Below are 20,366 nucleotides of genomic sequence, written 5' to 3' on the forward strand. Positions count from 1 at the left end.
AACTGCTCAGCAGCGGGAGGCCGTAAATATCTACCCCAGACCCCAGGGTCAACACCCGATCATAAAAAAATCCGCCAGCACCAACACAGCGCAGCCTTCCAGCCCAGCAGGGCAGGAGATTATTGTTCTGTTTACGCTCTGTAGGCAGGCATAGCTGTCCACCGGAGAGCCAGAACAGGCGGGAGCTTGGCGTGGCTTGACCTTAGCAAAACGCCCTACCTCCTACTGTGCAGCCTTGCTAATGCCCCAGAAGACCGGGACTGTCGTGGGCCGGATACCCCGCAGGTTCGAACGGAAGGCCGCGCGGGTACGGAACTGCCCTGAGGGTGCGTAAGGCACACTCTGATAGGCCTGCCGCTGAATGTCATCGACCAGTTCGCGACGCTTGCCGGGATCCTGCTCCTGATACCAGGCGCGTCGCAGCTCCTCCAGCTTCTCGTCGCATGGCCAGCCACTCAGACCACCCTGGCACGGGGAAGCCAGATAGAGGCTGGAGAGCGGGTCGCCGCCATCCAGCACATTGCCCACGGTGATGAAGAGGTTCCAGCCCCCCTGCTCCACCGGCTCACGCTTGTTGCGGCGGGCGGTCAGGGTCGCGAAGTCAGTCGTCACCACATCCACATTGATGCCGATCTTGCGGAAGGCTTCTGCCATCACAAGCGTCGCGGCATGGTTGGTGAAGAGGTCGGCCGCGTCCAGGAAGACCACGCGCCGGCCGTCATAGCCGGATTCTTTCAGAAGGGCGCGGGCGGCGTCGAAGTCAGGGCTCTCCAGGCCTTCGGTCCCCGCCCGGCTCTCCAGAGGGGTGCCGCAATAGAAGAAGGCGTTGCACTGCTCCACCCGGTCCTCCGGCGGCATACCGGCGGCATCCAGCACATCCTTCTGGCTGATGGCGCGCAGCAACGCCCGGCGGGCACGTGGGTCGTTGAAGGGGGGCTGCTGGTGGTTCATGCGCAGCCAGACCTGCGAGCCGACCGGGTCGATCGGCTCCAGACGCACATTCGGCATGGTCTCCAGCACCGGAACGAGGTCAGGCGGCGGCAGCTCCCAAAAGTCGATCTCGCCCGAGGACAAGGCGCCCATGGCCGTCGCCGGATCTGGGATGGAGAGCCATTCGATGCGGTCCACGCTCGCGACCTTGGCGCCCGCCAGGCCATCGGGGGCTTCCTCACGCGGCTTGTAATCGGGGTTACGCCGATAGGTGGCGCGGTCGCCCACCCGCCATTGGTCGCGCTCAAAGATGAAGGGGCCAGAGCCGACGGCGCTGGTAATCTGCTCGGTGGCCGGGGTTTGCGCCACAGCCTCGGGCATCACGAACAACGCACTCGCGGTGGGGCGGGCCAGGGCCTGCTTCACCAGCGCGAAGGGGCGCGACAGCTCAATGATAAAGGTCTGGTCGTCCACCACCTCCATCTTCGCGGTCGCGGCGGCCAGGGCGCGGCCCACCACGTCGCGCTGCGCCCAGCGGCGGATGGAGGCAACGGCATCCGCAGCACGGACAGGGGCACCGTCATGGAAGCGCAGGCCAGGCCGAAGCGTGAAGCGCCACTGCCGCCCATCGGCCGAGACTTCCTCGCTGCCGATCATCTGCCGACGAGGCTCACCCTTGGAATCCAGGGCATAGAGCTGGTCATAGACCAGAAAGCCGTGGTTACGGGCGAAGGTTGCCGTCGAGGACACCGGGTCGATGGTTGCCAGATCGTTCCGCAACACCATCCGCAGGGTGGTTTCCGCCTGTGCGGAAGCCGTGCCAGCCAACAGCGGGAGTGCCAGCAAGGCAGCCGCCAGCCTGAACCTGAAGCCACCGCGGGCAATCTGGTCCGTCTGCTGCATCGACATGAAAATAATGTCCTCCCGTCTTGAAGGGGCGAAAGCTTGCGCCAAAGGCCGTTATGAAGAACAATTTGACATGTCCTGACGGCGGAGCAAGGCATGTCCCTGCATAGCTCCCTCCCCCTCTTCGCCGTCCGGTAACCGCGGCCAGAGGGTACCAGCAGGTTCTCTCCCCTGCGGAGGCCATTCCCTTCGATGGCGGAATCATCCCATCCTGGCGGCGCAGCTTGCTGCCAAAACAGCCCCGCGTCCCAGGAGGATCCACCGGATGAGTGCCAACAGCTTCCACGTCTGCGTCGTAGGTCTGGGGTCCATGGGCATGGGGGCGGCCCGCTCCTGCCTCGCCGCCGGCCTCAAGACCTATGGCGCCGACCTCAACCCTGCTGCCCGCGAGGCTCTGCAGGCGGCGGGCGCGGAGGCTGTGGCTGAGAGCGCGGCGGCTTTCGCGGACAAGCTGGATGCGGTGCTGTTGCTGGTGGTGAACGCCGCCCAATGCAACGCCGTGCTTTTCGGAGAGAACGGCCTGGCCGCGAGGCTGCGCCCCGGCACAGGCGTCATGGTCTCCGCCACCATCTCGGCCGCCGATTCACAGGCGATCGCTTCCGGGCTGGCCCAACACGGCCTGATGATGCTGGATGCCCCAGTCTCCGGCGGCGCGGCCAAGGCCGCCGAGGGGCAGATCACCGTGATGGCCGCCGGCTCCCGCGCCGCCTTCGACAAGCTGCGGCCTGTCCTGGATGCGGTGGCTGGCAAGGTCTACGAGGTTGGGGAGGAGATTGGCCAGGGCGCGACGGTCAAGATCATCCACCAGTTGCTGGCGGGTGTACACATCGCGGCAGGGGCCGAGGCCATGGCCCTGGCGGCCCGAGCCGGCATCCCTCTGGACACCATGTATGATGTCGTCACCCACGCCGCCGGCAATAGCTGGATGTTCGAGAACCGTATGCGGCATGTGGTCGACGGCGACTACACGCCGCATTCCGCTGTCGATATCTTCGTGAAGGATCTGAGGCTGGTTACAGAGACCGCGCTCTCCCTGAACTTCCCGCTGCCTCTCGCCACCACCGCCTATACGATGTTCGCCAATGCCAGCAATGCCGGCTTCGGGCGCGAGGACGATGCGGCGGTGATCAAGACCTTCGCCGGCATCTCCCTGCCGGAGAAAAAGGCAGTCTAGTCCCGCCGCGCACCGGAGGATGCCGTTACCGGCGTGCCGCCTCAGCCACACGCCGGTTCAAGCCACCACAGCGATCCGTCGCCACGCGGAGCCATGAAGGCGCCGCGGTGGCACCGTCAGATCCGCTTGCCCGTCTCCGCGTCGAACACATGGATCGAATGCGTGAAGGAGACGGGCATGGAGCCACCATTCACCGGGGCTGCGCCCTGCACCCGCACCGCCATGGCCTCGCCACTAGGCAGGGTGCCATGCAGGACAGTCTCAGAACCCAGCGGCTCGACCAGCTCGATGGCCACCGGCAGTTCGCCGCCCAGGGTAACATGTTCAGGGCGGATGCCGATGATCACCGCTTGCCCGGCAGGGCCAGGACGAGGCTCGTCGAAGCTGACGCTGCCACCGGCGGCAAGGGTCGCACTCCGCCCGCCGTCGTCCAGCGTCGCCCGCAACAGGTTCATGGACGGGCTGCCGATGAAGGCGGCGACATAGGTATCGGCGGGCTTGGCGAAGATCTCCATCGGCGTGGCGATCTGCGCCGCGCGGCCCTGGTTCATCACCACCAGCCGGTCACCCAGCGTCATGGCCTCGACCTGATCATGCGTGACGAAGAGTGAGGTGACGCCCAGGCGGCGCTGCAGGCGGCGGATCTCCGCCCGCATCTGCACGCGCAACTTTGCATCGAGGTTCGACAGCGGCTCATCGAACAGGAAGAGCTTGGGCTCCCGCACGATGGCGCGCCCCATGGCGACGCGCTGCCGCTGGCCACCGGAGAGTTCACGCGGCCGCCGGCTCAGCAGCGGCGTGATGCCCAGCAGGCCCGCCGCTTCCTCCACGCGCTGCCGGATGGCGTCGCGCGTCATGCCGCGGATCTTCAGGCCATAGGCCATGTTATCGAAGACCGTCATATGCGGATAGAGCGCGTAGTTCTGGAACACCATGGCGATGTCCCGGTCCGCCGGCTCCAACTCCGTCACGTCCCGGTCGGCAATGCGCACGGTGCCGCTGGTTGGCGTCTCCAGCCCTGCCGCGATGCGCAGCAGGGTGGATTTGCCGCAGCCGGAGGCACCGACAATGACCACCATCTCCCCTTCGGCGATATCGAGGTTGATACCGTGCAGCACGGTCGTGCTGCCGAAGGACTTACGGATGTCGTTGAGCGTGAGGGTGGCCATTATTTCTCCGTCTCGGTCAGGCCCTTGACGAACCAGCGCTGCATCAGGACGACGACGGCGACAGGCGGCAGCAAGGCCAGGATGGCCGTGGCCATGATGGCGTTCCATTCGTTCTGCGCGTCGCCACGGCCGATCATCTTGGACAGGCCGACCACGATGGTCTCGAGCGACGTGTCGGTGATGATCAGCAAGGGCCAGAGGTACTGGTTCCAGCCGTAGATGAACAGGATGACGAAGAGGGCCGCGATATTCGTGCGCGACAGCGGCAGGACCACGTCACGGAAGAAGCGCAGTGGCCCGGCGCCGTCGATCTTCGCTGCTTCGACATATTCATCGGGAATGGTCAGGAAGAACTGCCGGAACAGCAGGGTCGCGGTGGCACTGGCGATCACGGGGATCACCAGCCCGGCCATGCTGTCGGTCAGATGCAGGTCCACCATGACCTGGAAGGTCGGGATGATACGCACCTCGATGGGCAGCATCAGGGTGATGAAGATCATCCAGAAGAAGAGCATGCGCCCGGGAAAGGCAAAGAACACCACGGCATAGGCGGAAAGGATGGAAATGGTGATCTTGCCGACGGCGATGAGCGTCGCCATCACCATCGAGTTCCAGAGCATGGTGCCAGCCGGCACCGCGCGCGTGTTGCGCAACGCCGCGCTGCCACGCGACCAGGCGGCCAGATAGTTCTCGATGCCATGGGCGCCGAACCAGAGCGGCACATCGCCACGGCCAATGGTGTTCACGTCATGCGTGGAGCCGACCAGGGTGATCCAGATTGGCAGGGCGAAAATCAGGACGCCGAGCAGCAGGGCGCCATGGGCGAACCAGCGGCTGCGCCGCTGCCGCGCCCGGCTGGCACGGAGCGCGGGGTCCGTCATTGGCCCGCGCCTCCCTGCCCGAGCGGTGGATGCATCCGCATCATCAGTAATGCACCTTGCGTTCGATGAAGCGGAACTGCACCACGGTCATGGCGATGACGATCAGCATCAGGATGACGCTCTGCGCCGCCGAGGAACCGAGGTTGAGGTTCTCAACACCGTCGATATAGACCTTGTAGATCAGCGTCTCCGTCGCCTTGGCCGGCCCGCCCTGGGTCAGGGCATGGATCACGCCGAAGGTATCAAAGAAGGCGTAAACCAGGTTCACCGTCAGCAGGAAGAAGCTGGTGGGCGACAGCAGCGGGAAGACCACCGTCCAGAAGCGCCGCACCGGGCGCGCACCATCGATGGCCGCCGCCTCCAGCACCGACTTCGGGATGGATTGCAGCCCGGCCAGGAAGAAGATGAAGTTGTAGGATACCTGCTTCCAGGCACTGGCGACGATGACCAGCAGCATCGCCTGGCCGCCATTGAGGCGGTAGTCCCAGGCGATCTGCGCGGTGCTCAGCGCCCGGCCGATCAGGCCGATCTGCGGATGGAACAGGAACAGCCACAGCACCGCCGCGACAGCCGGAGCCACCGCATAGGGCCAGATCAGCAGCGTCTTGTAGAGGCTGCTGCCCCGGATCGCCTTGTCCGCCTGCACCGCCAGCAGCAGCGCCACGGAAAGTGCCAGGATGGCGACCGAGAAGGCGAAGACGGCGGTGGTGCCGGCCGCCGCCCTCCAGGTCGGGTCCAGGATGACATCGGTGAAGTTCTCCAGCCCCACGAAATTGCTGCTGAGGCCAAAGGCATCCTCACGCAGCATCGAGGACCAGATCGCCTGCCCCGCCGGCCAGAAGAAGAACAGGCCGGTGATGACAAGCTGGGGCAGCAACAACAACAGCGGCAACAGCTTGCCCCGGAAGATAACGTTCTTGCGCATACCCTCGCCTAGTCTGCTTTCATTTGTCCAAACCGCATCGGCTGCCTCAGCGGATCAGCCGTTGCGGTTGGCACGCTCGAAGTTGCGCAGCACCACATTGCCGCGGCGGGTCGCATTCTCCAGCAACGTCTTCGCGTCCTGCTGGCCCTGGAAGGCCTTCTCCATTTCTTCCTGGATGATGTTGCGGATCTCCGCGAAGCCACCCAGGCGGACGCCGCGTGAGTTCTCGGTCAGCGTGCCGCCGCCGCGCAGCATCTGCTCGATGGGAATATCGGCGCCGACATTCTCCTTGTAGAAGCCGCTCGCCTTGACGCGCTCGTAGCCCGAGCGGGTCAGCGGCAGGTAGCCAGTATCGGTATGCCACTTGGCGGCGACATCCGGCTTGGCCAGCCAGGCGAGGAACTCGGCGATGCCTTTCCACTCCGCGTCGCTGCGGCCGGTGGAAGCGCCCTTGTTCATCGACCAGAGCGAAGCACCGCCGATGATGGAATTGAGCGGCGCCTTCGGCACGTCGTCATAGTAGGGCAGCATGGCGGTGCCCCACTCGAAGCGCGCCTCCTTCTTGATGCGCGCGCGTGTGCCGGAGGAGGCGAAGGTCATGGCGCATTCGCCCGCCGACAGCATCCCGTCGGCCGCGCTGTCGCGCCCGCCATAGCGGAAGAGGCCTTCCTTGTGCCAGTCGATCAGGTTCTGCATGTGCCGGACCATCAGCGGGTTGTTGATGGTCAGTTCCGTGTCCAGGCCGCTGAAGCCATTGCCCTTGGTGGCCAGCGGGATGTCATGGATCGCGCTGAACTGCTCCACCATCAGCCATGTGGGCCAGGAGGTGGTCATCGGGTTCGCGATGCCGGCGGCCTTCAGCTTGCGGGCGGCCTCGGCCACGGCGGGCCAGGTGGTCGGGAACTTCTCCGCGTCCAGCCCCGCCTTGCGGAACATGTCCTTGTTGTAGAAGCTGACGGAGGTCGAGCTGTTGAAAGGCATCGAGGCCATGCGGCCGTCCGGCAGGCTGTAGTAGCCGCGGATGCCGGCCAGGACGTCGTCGAAGTTGATGTTGACGCCGGTCTGCTGCAGCAGCTCCCACAGCGGCTTAGTGGCGCGGCTGGCCGCCATCATGGTGGCGGTGCCGACCTCGAACATCTGCACGATATGCGGCGCGTTGTTGGCGCGGAAAGCCGCGATGGCCGCGACCATCGTCTCGCCATAGCCACCGCGATAGGTGGCATTGACGCGGTAGCGCTGCTGGCTGGCGTTGAAGTCGGCGACGACCTGCTCCAGCATCCCGCCCAGCGGCTGGGTCAGCCCATGCCAGAACTGGATTTCGACAGGGTCCTGCTGGGCCACTGCCTGCCGGCCGCCGATGACGCCTGCTGTGGTCAGCGCAACCGCGCCCTTAGCCAGTGTGCGACGCAACATGCCAGTGATCCTCCCTGAGAGACGACGATGCTCATTTTTTGCGGCAGCCGTGTCACAGCCCCCCACCGATTCGGCCTGGGGGCTCGAAGGACCGTCGCAAATTTCGCCCCAATTAGCACAAAAAGGGTTCTTGTCAGCTTCCTGGAAGCGCTGAGACGCGCCATGCTGATGAAGCGCCGTGCCAGGGGCCGGCTGCCATTGCCGGCCCTCGATCAGGCAGCCTGTGCTTCGACCTCAAGCAGCTTGGCGCCCAACATCTCCGCCAGCCCCGGCCCGATCTCCGGCGTGGCCGCGATCACCAGATTACCGCGCGCCAGGCCGCCATCGGCCAGAAAGTCGTTCACGCAGCCACCTGCCTCCTGGACCAGCAGAAGGCCTGCCATGACGTCCCATGCATTCGTATGGAGTTCCACATAACCATCGTTCAGCCCAGCGGCAACCTCGGCCATGCCCAGGGCACCGGAGCCATGCCGGCGGAATTCCATGTTACGCGCCGTCAGCGCCTCCAGTAGCGTGAGGTACCGCTGCATCGGCACGCGGTTCGACCAGCCTGTCTCCACCACCGGCGCCGCGCCATGCGCCAGATGGCTGACCTGCATGCGCCGCCCGTTCAGGAAGGCTCCCTGCCCCCGCCGTGCCGAGAAGAGCCGGTCGTTCGTGGGATCGTAGATCACGCCGAGCTCGATCACGCCCTTTAGCATATAGGCCATGGAGACGCACCAGCGCCGGGTGCCATGGATATAGTTGGCGGTGCCATCCACCGGGTCCACCACCCAGACGCTGTCGCTGGCCTCGCCGCCGTCCTCCTCACCGATCATGCTGTCGCCGAAGGTATCCGTGACGCGGGCGCGGATCAGTTCTTCCACCGCGTGATCAGCGGCGGTGCAGAAGTCGATGGGGTTCTTCACCTCCACCGGGCCCAGCCCGTCACGCATCCTCAGCGCCAGGCTGCCGGCCTCCACGGCCAGGGCAATGGCGAAGGCCTGCCGGCGATCCAGGCCGGCGCTCATGCCGGCACCACCACGGCACCGGCTGGGTCCAGGGCGACAGCGACGGCCGCGCCCTCCTGTAGCGGTTTCGCCATGGCAGGGTCTTCCACCAGCAGCTCCGTTCCCAGTTCGTCCAACACGACCTCGTATTCCATGTGGTCGCCGAGATAGGCGGCCTTGCGGATGCGGCCCGGCAGTTCCCCCTGCCCGGGCGGCCGGGCACGAAGGGAAAGACATTGCGGCCTCACTGCCAGTTCGGCGGGGCCATCCGCCACGTCCCGATGCGGCAGGCGCAGGCTGGCACTGCCGACGCGGACCTCCGCCATCACCGCGTCCGTCCGGCGAATGGTGACAGGCAGCAGATTCGCGTTGCCGATGAAATCGGCAATGAAGCGATTGCTCGGGCGCTCATAAAGATCGCGCGGCGTGCCGTCCTGCACGATCACCCCGCTCCGCATGACGATGATGCGGTCGGACACGGCCAGCGCCTCCTCCTGGTCATGCGTGACATAGACGACCGTCAGATCCAGCTTCCGCTGCAGCTCACGGATGTCAGCCCGCACGCGTCGGCGCAGCTTCGCGTCGAGGTTGGAGAGGGGCTCGTCGAACAGCAGCACCTTGGGTTCCAGCACGATGGCACGGGCCACCGCCACGCGCTGTTGCTGGCCGCCGGAGAGTTCGGACGGGAGCCGCTTCTCGAAGCCCGCGAGGCCCACGGTGGCCAGCTTCTCCGCGGCCATAGCCTCAGCCTCGGCACGCCTGATGCCGGAGGCGCGGAGGCCGTAGCAGACATTCTCCATCACCGTCATATGCGGAAAGAGCGCATAAGACTGGAAGACCATCGAGACATCACGCTCCGCAGCGGAGAGATGCGTGACATCCTGGCCGTCGATCAGGATGCGCCCCTCGCTGGGATGCTCCAGCCCCGCCACCAGCCGCAGCGTGCTGGTCTTGCCGCATCCGGATGGCCCCAACAGCGTGACGAGCGTGCCGCGCGTGATGGAGAAGCTGACATCCTGAACCGCCTTTACGGGGCCATAGCGCTTGCTGACGGCACGGAACTCTACTGCCGCTGGGGCCTTGCTCCGGCCCGTGGCCGCCGGCTGCGGCCGGTCCTGCAGGATCTGGTTCATGCTCATGCTCCTGACACCACTGGCCGGGCGGCACCGCCGGCCTCGGTGATCCTGCGCCGGCCGATCCGGCGTTCGCCCACCAGCGCCTGGATCGCCACCAGGGCCGCGACCATGATGAGGATCAGCACGGCGGAATAGACGATGGCGATCCCATATTCCCCGAACTCCGCGCGCCCCACGATGTAGACCGTCGCGAGGTTGTACTCGCCGCTGACCAGGAAGATGACGGCGCTGACGGAGGTGATGGCCCGCACGAAAGCATAGACCATGGAGGTGGCGATGGCGGGCCGCAGGATCGGCAGGATCACCTTCCGCAGCGTGCCGGCCGAGCGGGTGCCCAGGGTCAGCGAGGCTTCATCCAGCGAGCGGTCCACCTGGCTGAGGCTGGCGATGCTGGCGCGGATGCCGACCGGCATGTTCCGGAAGACGAAGGCCACCACCATGATCAGCGCCGTGCCCGTCAGTTCCAGCGGCGGCACGTTGAAGGCCAGGATATAGCTGATGCCAATGACAGTGCCTGGGATGGCGAAGCTCATCATCGTCAGAAACTCGAAGAGGCCGCGCCCGGCGAAGCTTTGCCGGTTGAGCAGGTAGCCGGTCAGCATGCCCAGCGCAGCCGTCAGCGGCATGGCCATCACCGCCACCATCAGCGTCGTCGTCAGCGAGTTCCAGGCCGAACCTGAGAGGAACCAGCCAGCGGCACCATGCTGGATGGCGAAGGCGGTCAGGAAGTGCTGCAAGGTGAAGCTGTTGTCGTTGCCGATGGCCTTTACGAAACCGCCGGCCAGGATGATGCCATAGACTGCCGCCGTCAGCACCAGCCAGGGCAGCACCACGCCAAGGCAGGCTAGGCGCAGCCCCGGAGACAGCGGCAGCGGAATGCCGGCATCCCCCTTGCCGGAAACGGTGACGTAGGAACGACGGCCGATCCAGAACCGCTGCAGCAGGAAGGCCGAGAGGGTGAAGGCCAGCAGCACGATGGCCAACACCGCCGCCTGCCCCTGGTCATGCGCCGCCCCCACAACCGCGAAATAGATGCTGACCGAAAGGACGTGGAAGTTGCCGCCGATCATGATCGGGTTTCCAAAATCGGCGAGGCTTTCGATGAAGGCGATCAGAAAGGCATTGGCGAGGCCCGGGCGGATCAAGGGCCAGGTGACGCAGCGGAAGGTGCGCCAGCGGCCGGAGCGCAGGGTCTGCGAGGCCTCCTCCATGCTGGGACTGACGCCCTGGAGCACCCCTTGCAGCACCAGGAACGAGATCGGCGTGAAGGCCAGCAGCTGCGCGATGGTCAGGCCCGGCATGCCATAGATCCAGCGCGAGCGCGGGATGCCGAAATGCTCCAGCAGGAAGTTGGTCACCATGCCGGCGCGGCCGAAGAGCAGGATGAGCGAGAGCCCAATGACGAAGGGCGGCGTGATGACCGGCAGCACCGACATGATGCGCAGCAGGCGGGGGAAAGGAAACCGCATGCGCGTCGCCACCAGGGCGAAAGCCAGGCCCAACAGCGTACTAAGCACGCCGACCACCAGGGCCTGCACCAGCGAGTTCCAGGCCACGCCGCAGCTGCGCTCGCCGGCCAGACAGCCCAGGCCCCAGATGGAACTGTCGGTGATCTTGCGGGCGAAGAGCCGCAGGTCCATGGCGCCGTCATTGTCCTGGAAGGCCGAAACCAGCACGCAGGCCACCGGATAGCCGACAAAGACCAGGATCGAGCCGCAGACCAGCCCGATGGAGCCGACGATGAACACCTCGCCTTTGCACCAGCCCTGCCAGGCAAGGCCGTAGGCCAGCAGCATCATCGTTGCCGTGGCATAGACCATCGCGCCCCAACCCAGCGCCGGCTGCGCCGCGCTCCCTCGCCAGACCTCCGCCAGGCCTTCCAGGCGGAGGCCGTGGCTGCGCAGGCCGAAGGCCTCGAACAGTAGCCAGGCCAGCGCGGCGGCGCCGCATGCCACGAGCAGCCGGGGCGTACGGCGATGCAACGCCCAGGCCGCCGCCAGCAACGGCAACAACAGCGGCAGGAGCCAGATGCGGCCACCGGCAGTGGCCTCGACCACCGCCGGAACCGGCCATCCGCCGCGCAGCACGCCGCCTTCGACACCGTACCAGGGCAACAGCAGCACCGAGACCGCCGCCGCCCCTAGCCAGAGCCATGCGCCATGATCCGAAGCCTGGGCCGATCCCTTGCGCATGGCCCTGCCCTCAGCGCGCGTTCTTGACTTCGCGTGTCCAGCGCTGCAGCAGCCGGGACCGCTCCGCCGGCGATCCATATTTCTCAAAGTCATAGTTGATCAGCTTGATGCGGCTGACATCCGGTGCTTCGGGCGGCACCGGCGTGGCATTGTTGGAAGGCATCTGGAAGGAACCGTGCTTCGGCGCGATCGCCTGCGCGGCCGGCGTCAGCGCCCATTCGTAGAAGCGCCGCGCTTCCTCCATGTGCCGCGCGCCCTTGATGATGCTCATCGAGCCGATCTCGTAGCCGGTGCCTTCACAGGGAGAGACAACGCGGACATTCGGGTTCTGCTTGGCGGCGTCGATCACGTCATGCTGGAAGGCGATGCCGACCATGATCTCGCCCCGCGCCGTCGCCTGCGATGGAGCGGCACCGGCGCTGGTATATTGATCGACATTGGCATTGAGCTTCTTCAGGTAATCGAAGGCCGGCTCCTCCCCCATCAACTGAACCAGCGTTGCCAGCATGGTCCAGCTGGTGCCGGAGGCATTGGGATCGGCGACCTGGATCTCACCCTTGAAATCCGGCTTCAGCAGATCCGCCCAGCAGGTGGGGGCAGCGATGTTACGCCGGCGCAGCTCGGTTTCGTTATAGCCATAGCCCAGGGCGCCCATGTAGATGCCCACGGTGCGGAACTGCGAGCGCTCCGCCTGATTGCGTGCCCAGTCCCGCAACTGGCCCAGCATCTCGGAACGGTAGGATTCCGTCAGGTCTTCCGCGGCGGCCTGAAGATGCGGGTCACCAGTGCCGCCGAACCAGATGTCGCCGCGCGGGTTGTTCTTCTCGGCCCGCAGCCGGGCGTAGATCTCGCCGGCGCTCTGGCGCGTCATGTCAACGCGAACGCCGGTCTCCGCCTGGAAGCCGGTGGCGGCGGCACGGCACCATTGCTCATTGACACCGCAATACATGACGAGGCTGTTGCCCTGCGCATGCGCGTGGCCACCTGCGGCAATCAGCCCACCCAGCAGCGCCAAGGCCTTCAGTACACTGCGCTTCTTCATGATCGTTCCCTCCTCGTTGAGCCTCGTCAGCCGGGCAGACGCTTGAGCATCCATTCGTGGGCGGGGTCGTTGTGAAAGCGCCAGGCGCGCCGCGGCCCTGCCATGACATTGAGGTAGTAAAGGTCGTAGCCGTGCGGCGCGCCCACCGGGTGATATCCGCGCGGCACCAGGATGCAGTCGCCATCCTGGACCAGCAGCGCCTCGTCGATGTCGCGCTCGTCCGTGTAGACGCGTTGCAAGGCGAAGCCTTGCGGCGGATTGATGCGATGATAGTAGGTTTCCTCAAGCAAAGTCTCGGCCGGAAACGCGTCGCGGTCATGTTTGTGCGGCGGGTAGGAAGACCAGTTTCCGGCAGGAGTGATGACCTCGACCACCAGAAGGCTCTCAGCCGGCTCGCTTTCCGGCAGGATATTGTGCACGAGGCGGCGGTTACTCCCCTCCCCCCGCATCTCTGGCTGAATGGTGTCGGAGCCGATCAGGCGCGGCGACCGTCCTGGCTTCCCTGGCGCGGAACACACCGCCAGCACGACATCATCCCTGGCTTCGACGCGCCATTCGGTGCCGGCCGGCACGTAAACTGCGCTGGGCCGACCCTCAAAGGGCGAGACACGGCCGCCCAAGCCATCCGCGCGAAGAGCATCAGCCCACACCGCCACGGTGCCGCTGACAGGAACAAGGCAGAACTCACGATCCGCGGCCCCGCCCGCAACCTGTTGGGCGGCGGTAAGATGATGCAGGTCGAAGCCGACATAGGTCCAGCCAGCATTCTCCGGCGTTACATGCAGCACCCGTCCGGTCTGGCCCTCAGGGCGGCGCAACAGGCTGGAGGCGGCGCTCACGCGACCAGCCCTGCCTCTTGGGCAAAGCGTGCGAGATTGGCGCAGCCCATGGTGGCGTAATGCAGCGGGTTGGCCTTCTCCGGGTCCTGCTCCGCTTCAATGACAAGCCAGCCGCGATAATCCGGCAGTTCCGCCAGCACGGCACGAAAGTCGACCATTCCATCGCCCGGCACGGTGAAGACGCCTTCAACCACGCTGTCCAGGAAGCTCCAGTCCTGCTGTCGGGATTCAGCCATGACCGCCTGCCGGATGTCCTTGGTGTGGACATGGCCGATGCGCTCGCGATAGGCATGCGCCAGCCGCACCGGATCGGCCCCGCCGAAGGTAGCGTGGCCGGTGTCCAGCAGCAGCTTCACCTCACAGCCGGTGTGCTCCATCAGGCGGGCGATATCTTCAGCGCTCTGGACCACGGTACCCATATGGTGGTGGTACACCAGGGACAGCCCAGCATCTTCGACGGCCTTGCCGGCCTCCGTCAGCCGCGCGCCGAACTGCTTCCAGTCTCCTGCATCCAGCTTGGGCCTGCGGGAGAGCGGCACCGCGCGGTCGCCGTGAATGGCATTGGATGTCTCGGCCAGGATCAACACCTCCGCCCCGGCGCCTTTCAGCAGCTCTAGATGCGGCTGCATGGCGGCGATCTCGGCCTTGGCGTCGCGCAGCAACAGTTCGGAGGAATACCACCCGGAAACAAAGGCAAGATCATGCGCGCCGAGCACGGCGCTCAACTCTGGTGCGGTGCGCGGGAACTTGTGCCCCAGCTCGATGCCTTCAAAGCCTGCCTGCCTCGCCTCCGTCAGACAGGTTTCCAGCGGCGTGGCGCCACCCAGGCTGGGCAGGTCGTCGTTGGACCAGGCAATGGGATTCGTGCCGAGGCGAATGCGGTGGCCAATCTGGTTCATGGGCTTTATCAAACTCCCAGGCTCTGCGCGGCACGGGCGGCTTCGTAGCGCGCCCGGGCGTCGCGGACTTCCTGGCGTGCCGAAACTTCCGGGACGCCGACATCCCACCAGTGCCCACCGGCCTCGGTCGATTGCAGCGGGTCTGTCTCAATGACGATTACCGTGGTGCGCGACGCCTGCCGCGCGCGTTCCAGGGCAGCCTCGAGCCTGGCGGTGGAGCAGACCTGCTCGGCAATGGCCCCCAGGCTCTCGGCATGGGCCCGGAAGTCGATGCGCGGCAGTGCCGCATGCCTTGCGTCAGAGAGAAGATTGTTGAAGGCGGCGCCGCCGGTGGCTGCCTGCAGGCGGTTGATGCAGCCGAAGCCACCGTTATCCAGCAGCACGATCGTCAGCTTCAGCCCCAGCATCACCGATGTCGCGATTTCGGAGTTCAGCATCAGGTAGCTGCCGTCCCCGACCATGACGACCACCTCGGTCTCCGGCCGGGCCATCTTGACGCCCAGCCCGCCCGCAATCTCATAGCCCATGCAGGAGAAGCCGTACTCCATGTGGTAGCCACCCGGCATGGAAGCCCGCCAGAGCTTGTGCATTTCGCCGGGCAGGCCACCAGCGGCGCCGACCACCACGGTCCGCTGGTTCGCCTGCCGCTGCACCGCGCCGATCACCTGCGCGTCGGAGGGCCTTGGAGCATCCGTGGGGGCTGTGGCAGCCGCCGAGGCCTGCGCCCACTCGCCCTTCCGGGTAGCGGCGAGGGAAGCCCAGGCGGCGTTGGCGCGGTAATCCGCCACGGCCTCGGACAATGCTTGCAGCCCTTCCCGCGCATCCGCCACCAGGGGATGTGCCAGATGCTTCGCGGCGTCGAAAGGCTGTACGTTGAGGCCGAGGATGCGCCGGCCCTGCTGGCGGAACAATGACCAGGAGCCCGTGGTGAAATCCTGCAGCCGGGTACCCACCGCCAGCACCAGGTCCGCTTCCGCGGCCAGATGGTTCGCGGCGGCTGTGCCGGTCACGCCGATGGCACCGAGATTCAATGGATGCTCGTCGGCCAAGGCCGATTTGCCCGCCTGAGTTTCCACTACCGGAATACCGTGGTCCTCCGCGAAATTCGTGAGGACCGCCGTGGCATCAGCATAATGCACGCCGCCACCGGCAACGATCAATGGGCACTTGGCGGCCCGCAGCAGTTCCGCTGCCTGCGCCAGCTCCTGCCGGTCCGGACGTGGGCGCCGCGGCGACCAGCGGCGCGAGGCGAAGAAGGCCTCGGGGTAGTCATAGGCTTCAGTCTGCACATCCTGGCAAAGCGCCAGGGTGACGGGGCCGCATTCGGCGGGGTCGGTCAGCACCGCCATGGCGCGCGGCAGTGCCGTCAGCAGTTGCTCGGGGCGAGTAATGCGGTCGAAGAAGCGCGAAACAGGCCGGAAGCAGTCATTGGCGCTGACGGTGCCGTCGCCGAAGTCCTCCACCTGCTGCAGGACCGGGTCCGGCCGGCGGTCGGCGAAGACATCGCCCGGCAGAAGCAGGACCGGCAGGCGGTTGACATGCGCCAGCGCGGCTGCCGTCACCATATTCGTGGCGCCGGGTCCGATGGAAGTCGTGCAGGCCATCATGCGGCGCCGCTGGCTGGCCTTGGCGAAGGCGACGGCGGCATGGGCCATGGCCTGCTCGTTATGCGCCCGGAAGGTCGGCAAGGTGTCACGGATGCCGTGCAGCGCCTCGCCTAGCCCGGCCACGTTGCCATGCCCGAAGATCGCCCAGACGCCGGCGAAGAGCGGCGCGCCATCACCCGCCGCCTGTGCAGCGAGATAGCGCACCAGCGCCTGCGCCATGGTCAGCCGAATGGTGCTCATGCCGCTTCCCTCGCCCGCACGCCACGCCAGGCATCCACCAGCATGGCGAAGTTCCTCGCCAGTTGATCCGTCGCCGCATTATCCTCGACCCGGCCGGCCAGCCACTCCTCGGCAATGTCGGCGAAGATGCTGCGGCCGACAGCAAAGCCACGGACCCAAGGGTTGCGCGCGGCCGTCGTGAAGGCTTGTGCCAGCGTCGGAAGCGGCGCCTCCAGCCCCAGCAGCAGGATACCCCGGCAGAGCGGGTCATTCGCCTCGATCACCGCCGCGATCCCGGCCCAGGCCGCGTCGCTGAGCTGCGCCTCCAGCTTCCACCAGTCGGGCCGAATGCCGATCTTGTAGAGGCGGCGCAGCACGGCGGCGGTGGTGTCCTGTTCCAGCGATCCATGTCTGCTGACAATGATTTCCAGCAGGCATTCCCTGCCCGTCTTCCGGCAGGCCTCGTAATAGGTCAGCAGCGCCTCTTCCTGCTCCGCCTTCAGTTCGGCAGGGTCATCAAGATGATAGAAGCAGAGGCATTTGGCGGTCTGCGTTGCCGGCCATTCCAGCAACGTGGCGGCCGGGTTGCGGTCCAGTTCGAAGCGCAGCGGGCGCGAGCCGGGCTGCTCGATCGGACGGCAAAGCCAGAGGCCGCTGCCTTCGGCCTCGAACAGCGCCTGGCGGCCATGGGTGCCATCGAGCAGCATGCCGAATCCCGGCGCGCCATTAGCCACGCGCAGAGCCGCCCGCACCGCCAGCCGCTTGAAGTCGCTGATGCGGGCGCGGTCGGCGCCGACCTTATCCGCGATGGCCTCCAATTGCTGACGATGATCAACCGCCATGGCCATGATGCCGGGCGGCTGTGGCCGGCGCGTCGTGGCATGATGCAGGTGGTTGAGCACCGGGTCGCGGCGCAGGGCGCGATAGGGGCTGCCGCTGCTTATGAAGTGCTGCAGTTCCGTCCAGGTGGCATATTCAGGCGCGCAGAGCAGGCGGGAGACCGCAATGGCGCCGCAGCCATTGGCCCAGGTGCAACATGTCTCCCAGGGCTCATCCCGCAGCCAGCCGCGCAGGAAGCCGGCCATGAAGCCGTCCCCGGCGCCCAGCACGTTATAGACCTCGATCGGGAAGCCCTGGCCGCGCAGCCCTTCCTCCAGCCGCTCCGGGATCGCGCCGTCGAACACCGTGCAGCCCATCGGCCCCTGCTTGAGCACGATGACAGCCGTGCTGCGGGCGCGAATGGCCAGCAACGCCTCCCGCACATCCTCGGCACCGCCTGCGATGCGGATTTCTTCCTCGGTACCAACAATCAGGTCGCAGAGGAGCAGGATGTCCTGCAATCTCTCGGTGACCCGCGCGGAGGCGATATAGCGCTCCTCCCCCGCCCCCAGATGCGTCAAACCCCAGAGATTGGGGCGGTAGTCGATGTCGAGCGCAATGCGACGGCCGGCGGCACGCGCCGCGGCCATGGCAGCGCGGCTGGCGCCCTCGACGCCCGGCGTGCTGAGATGCGTGCCGGTCAGCACCAGGGCACGGGCGCGGGCGATGGCGGACGGGTCGATATCCTCGGCGCAAAGCGCCATGTCAGCGCAGTTCTCACGGTAGAAGACGAGAGGGAAGCTGTGGTCGTCCCGCACCCCGACGATGGCGAGCGCCGTCAGCCGTGAAGGGTCGGTGATGACCGATCGCGTGTCCACGCCTTCGCGTTCCAGTTGCTCGCGGATGAAACGGCCAAAGGCCTCGTCACCCACCCGCGTGATCAGGCCGGCGTGGAGCCCCAGCCGGGCTGCGCCAACTGCGATATTGGTGGGGGAGCCACCGACGGCCTTGGCGAAGCTGGCCATGTCTTCCAGCCGCCCGCCAATCTGCTGCCCATAGAGATCGACCGAGCTGCGGCCAAGCGTGACGACGTCGATCTCTGGCGCTTCTGTCATCGCCTGTCTTCCTTGATCGGCCGCGCCGTTCGGCGCTTGCCTGCTCCCTTGCGGGAACCATCGGCGTGCCATAATGGATTGTCAATTCCATTTTCCGCCGCATCCAGAACACACATATCAATACGATGGCGGAAGCGCAGAGGAAACGTCCATGCTCAGCATCGCCGTCATCGGCGCTGGCCGGATCGGCCGCATCCATGCCCGCAATATCGCGCTTCACCCGCGGGCGCGGCTCGCCGGGGTCAGTGACACCGATAGCCAAGCCGCCAGCAGCCTGGCGGAGAGCTGTGGCGCCGGTGCCATCCCGTTGGAGGAAGCCTTCAAGGCCGATGCGGTGCTGATCGGCTCCCCAACCCCGACCCATGCGGATTATATCGAGCGCGCCGCCGCCGCCGGCTGCGCGGTGTTCTGCGAGAAGCCGATCGATCTTTCCATTGCCCGCGTGCGCGATTGCCTGGCTGTTGTCGAGCGTGCCGGCACGCCGCTGATGGTCGGCTTCAACCGGCGCTTCGATCCCAGCTTTGCCAGCCTGCGGCGCCGGCTGTCCGCCGGCGAGATCGGCAACCTTGAGTTGTTGACCATCACCAGCCGCGACCCTGCCCCGCCTCCGGCCAGTTATGTGGCGCAGTCGGGCGGGCTGTTCCGCGACATGATGATCCACGATCTCGACATGGCTCGTTTCCTGCTGGGCGAAGAGCCGGTCGAACTCTACGCAGCCGCCTCCGCTTTGGTCGACAAGGCGATCGGCGAGGCGGGGGATGTGGATACGGCGGTGGTCACCCTGAAAACCGCAAGCGGCAAGCTGTGCCAGATCAGCAATTCACGGCGCGCCACCTATGGCTATGACCAGCGCATCGAGGCACATGGGTCGGAGGGGCTCCTCCGCGCCGGCAACATGACCTCCACCACGGTCGAAGCAGCAGGCAGGAACGGCTTCACCACCGAGCCCGCCCTTCCCTTCTTCCTGGAACGCTACGACGCGGCCTATCGCGCCGAACTGGATGCCTTCGTAGCCGCAGTGCTGGACGGAACCCCCGCCGGGCCAGGTGGAGAGGACGGGCTGCGCGCGCTGATCCTGGCGGATGCCGCGACGGAATCTGCCCGCAGCGGAAGGCCGGTTTCGCTTTGAGCCTCAACCACCCCGCTTCTCGGCGGCAAGCACCGCCAAGGTGAGGACCGCGGCGAAGCTGGCCGCGAGGGAGCGGAAGGCACCATTGTCAGCCTCCGCCACCTCCAGCCAGGCCTTCGCCAGCGGAACCAGGGGACTGAAGGTTGAGTCTGTGATGGCCACCACTGGCACGCCCCGGTGGGAGATAGCGCCTGCGACATCGACGGTGCTCGGGGTATAGGGCGTGAAGCTGACCACCAGCAGCGCATCGCCGGCCTGCACCAGGGCGGCCTGTTCCGCCAACATCCCGCCGGCATTGTCCAGCAGCACGGCGCGAATGCCCAGCTTGCCAAGCGCATAGGCCAGATAGCTCACCACCGCGAAGGCACGGCGCTGGCCCAGCAGGTACAAGGTCTCGGACTGCGCGAGGATATTGGCCGCTGCCTCCAGTTCCTCCTCTCCCACCGTCTCGCGGAGGCGGCTGAGCGAAGCGATGGAAGCATCGACGAAGCCGTCCAGCAGCATCGCCGGGCCACCGGTCGCCGTCGCGGTCGCGCGCAGTGTCTCAAGGCGTTCCCGGTAATCGGGCCAGCGGTCCCGCAGCCGGGTCCGGAACACCTGCTGCATGTCGGAGAAGCCGCCATAGCCGAAGGACTGGGCAAAACGGACCAGGGTCGAAGGCTGCACTTCGGCGCTCCGGGCAACCTCGGCCACGGTTCCAAGGGCCATCTCATCCGGATGGTCCAGCGCGAAGCGGGCCACCTGCTTCAGGCGGCGGGGGAGGCCGGCATGGCGCCGCGCCAGTTCCTCGCGCAGTGCCTTGAACTCCCGGACTGGCTCCGACGTCATGTACTTGCTGGTTCCTGGCCTTGGCACGCGGGGCTGATGAGGACGGCTTGCCGTCCCATACCCCAGACCGCAGCGAGTGAACAATTCCATTAAAGCGAGATCGCTGCCCGCTATAGAATTTTTATTCCAGATACCGGTCTGCATCACGTGCCAG

Annotated in this window: 16 protein-coding genes; 2 read left to right on the forward strand and 14 right to left on the reverse strand. The window is 66.1% G+C overall.

Going from position 1 to position 20,366, the window contains the following annotated elements; all coding sequences use genetic code 11:
- Positions 1-222 precede the first annotated feature (222 nt).
- On the reverse strand, positions 223-1,839 hold the full coding sequence (locus EBE87_RS19595; RefSeq protein ID WP_120636477.1) for an ABC transporter substrate-binding protein: 1,617 nt from the start codon (positions 1,837-1,839) through the stop codon (positions 223-225).
- A gap of 262 nt (positions 1,840-2,101) precedes the next feature.
- Here EBE87_RS19595 and ltnD point away from each other — a divergent pair, with 262 nt between their 5' ends.
- On the forward strand, positions 2,102-3,010 hold the full coding sequence (gene ltnD, locus EBE87_RS19600) for an L-threonate dehydrogenase (protein WP_120636478.1): 909 nt from the start codon (positions 2,102-2,104) through the stop codon (positions 3,008-3,010).
- Between the two features lie 116 nt (positions 3,011-3,126).
- Here ltnD and ugpC read toward each other — a convergent pair whose 3' ends face one another.
- The 12 genes from ugpC to EBE87_RS19660 all read right to left on the reverse strand — a co-directional run bounded on the left by ugpC (position 3,127) and on the right by EBE87_RS19660 (position 18,255).
- Positions 3,127-4,179, reverse strand: a complete 1,053-nt coding sequence (gene ugpC / locus EBE87_RS19605; RefSeq protein WP_120636479.1) for a sn-glycerol-3-phosphate ABC transporter ATP-binding protein UgpC — start codon at positions 4,177-4,179, stop codon at positions 3,127-3,129.
- On the reverse strand, positions 4,179-5,060 hold the full coding sequence (gene ugpE / locus EBE87_RS19610) for a sn-glycerol-3-phosphate ABC transporter permease UgpE (RefSeq protein WP_120636480.1): 882 nt from the start codon (positions 5,058-5,060) through the stop codon (positions 4,179-4,181). The genes ugpC and ugpE overlap by 1 nt, the downstream gene beginning before the upstream one ends.
- A gap of 43 nt (positions 5,061-5,103) precedes the next feature.
- A complete protein-coding gene (gene ugpA / locus EBE87_RS19615) occupies positions 5,104-5,985 on the reverse strand; it encodes a sn-glycerol-3-phosphate ABC transporter permease UgpA (protein ID WP_120636481.1) in 882 nt (293 codons plus the stop codon).
- A gap of 54 nt (positions 5,986-6,039) precedes the next feature.
- On the reverse strand, positions 6,040-7,398 hold the full coding sequence (gene ugpB / locus EBE87_RS19620) for a sn-glycerol-3-phosphate ABC transporter substrate-binding protein UgpB (RefSeq protein ID WP_120636482.1): 1,359 nt from the start codon (positions 7,396-7,398) through the stop codon (positions 6,040-6,042).
- 212 nt (positions 7,399-7,610) lie between these two features.
- Positions 7,611-8,408, reverse strand: a complete 798-nt coding sequence (locus tag EBE87_RS19625; RefSeq protein WP_120636483.1) for an inositol monophosphatase family protein — start codon at positions 8,406-8,408, stop codon at positions 7,611-7,613.
- Positions 8,405-9,520, reverse strand: a complete 1,116-nt coding sequence (locus tag EBE87_RS19630) for an ABC transporter ATP-binding protein (RefSeq protein ID WP_120636484.1) — start codon at positions 9,518-9,520, stop codon at positions 8,405-8,407. The genes EBE87_RS19625 and EBE87_RS19630 overlap by 4 nt, the downstream gene beginning before the upstream one ends.
- Positions 9,521-9,522: 2 nt before the next feature.
- Positions 9,523-11,715, reverse strand: coding sequence for an ABC transporter permease (locus tag EBE87_RS19635; protein ID WP_120636485.1), 2,193 nt, complete (start codon positions 11,713-11,715; stop codon positions 9,523-9,525).
- Positions 11,716-11,725: 10 nt separating this feature from the next.
- Complete coding sequence (locus tag EBE87_RS19640) at positions 11,726-12,757, reverse strand: ABC transporter substrate-binding protein (protein WP_120636486.1); 1,032 nt, start codon at positions 12,755-12,757, stop codon at positions 11,726-11,728.
- Between the two features lie 26 nt (positions 12,758-12,783).
- Positions 12,784-13,596 (reverse strand): 5-deoxy-glucuronate isomerase, encoded by an 813-nt coding sequence (iolB, locus tag EBE87_RS19645; protein ID WP_120636487.1) that lies wholly within the window; start codon positions 13,594-13,596, stop codon positions 12,784-12,786.
- Positions 13,593-14,495, reverse strand: coding sequence for a myo-inosose-2 dehydratase (gene iolE / locus EBE87_RS19650; protein ID WP_120636488.1), 903 nt, complete (start codon positions 14,493-14,495; stop codon positions 13,593-13,595). Before iolE ends, iolB begins: the two co-directional genes overlap by 4 nt.
- Before the next feature lie 8 nt (positions 14,496-14,503).
- Entirely contained in the window at positions 14,504-16,342 is a 1,839-nt protein-coding gene (iolD, locus tag EBE87_RS19655) for a 3D-(3,5/4)-trihydroxycyclohexane-1,2-dione acylhydrolase (decyclizing) (RefSeq protein ID WP_120636489.1), read from the reverse strand.
- The gene (locus EBE87_RS19660) at positions 16,339-18,255 is read right to left on the reverse strand and encodes a bifunctional 5-dehydro-2-deoxygluconokinase/5-dehydro-2-deoxyphosphogluconate aldolase (protein WP_120636490.1); all 1,917 of its coding nucleotides are present in this window, start codon (positions 18,253-18,255) and stop codon (positions 16,339-16,341) included. Before EBE87_RS19660 ends, iolD begins: the two co-directional genes overlap by 4 nt.
- 151 nt (positions 18,256-18,406) lie before the next feature.
- Here EBE87_RS19660 and iolG point away from each other — a divergent pair, with 151 nt between their 5' ends.
- Complete coding sequence (gene iolG / locus EBE87_RS19665) at positions 18,407-19,384, forward strand: inositol 2-dehydrogenase (RefSeq protein ID WP_120636491.1); 978 nt, start codon at positions 18,407-18,409, stop codon at positions 19,382-19,384.
- A 3-nt stretch (positions 19,385-19,387) separates the two neighbouring features.
- Here iolG and EBE87_RS19670 read toward each other — a convergent pair whose 3' ends face one another.
- Positions 19,388-20,212, reverse strand: a complete 825-nt coding sequence (locus tag EBE87_RS19670; RefSeq protein WP_120636492.1) for a MurR/RpiR family transcriptional regulator — start codon at positions 20,210-20,212, stop codon at positions 19,388-19,390.
- Between the last annotated feature and the right edge of the window lie 154 nt (positions 20,213-20,366).

The organism is Teichococcus wenyumeiae (assembly GCF_003696345.1).
Taxonomy (GTDB): Bacteria; Pseudomonadota; Alphaproteobacteria; order Acetobacterales; family Acetobacteraceae; genus Pseudoroseomonas; species Pseudoroseomonas wenyumeiae.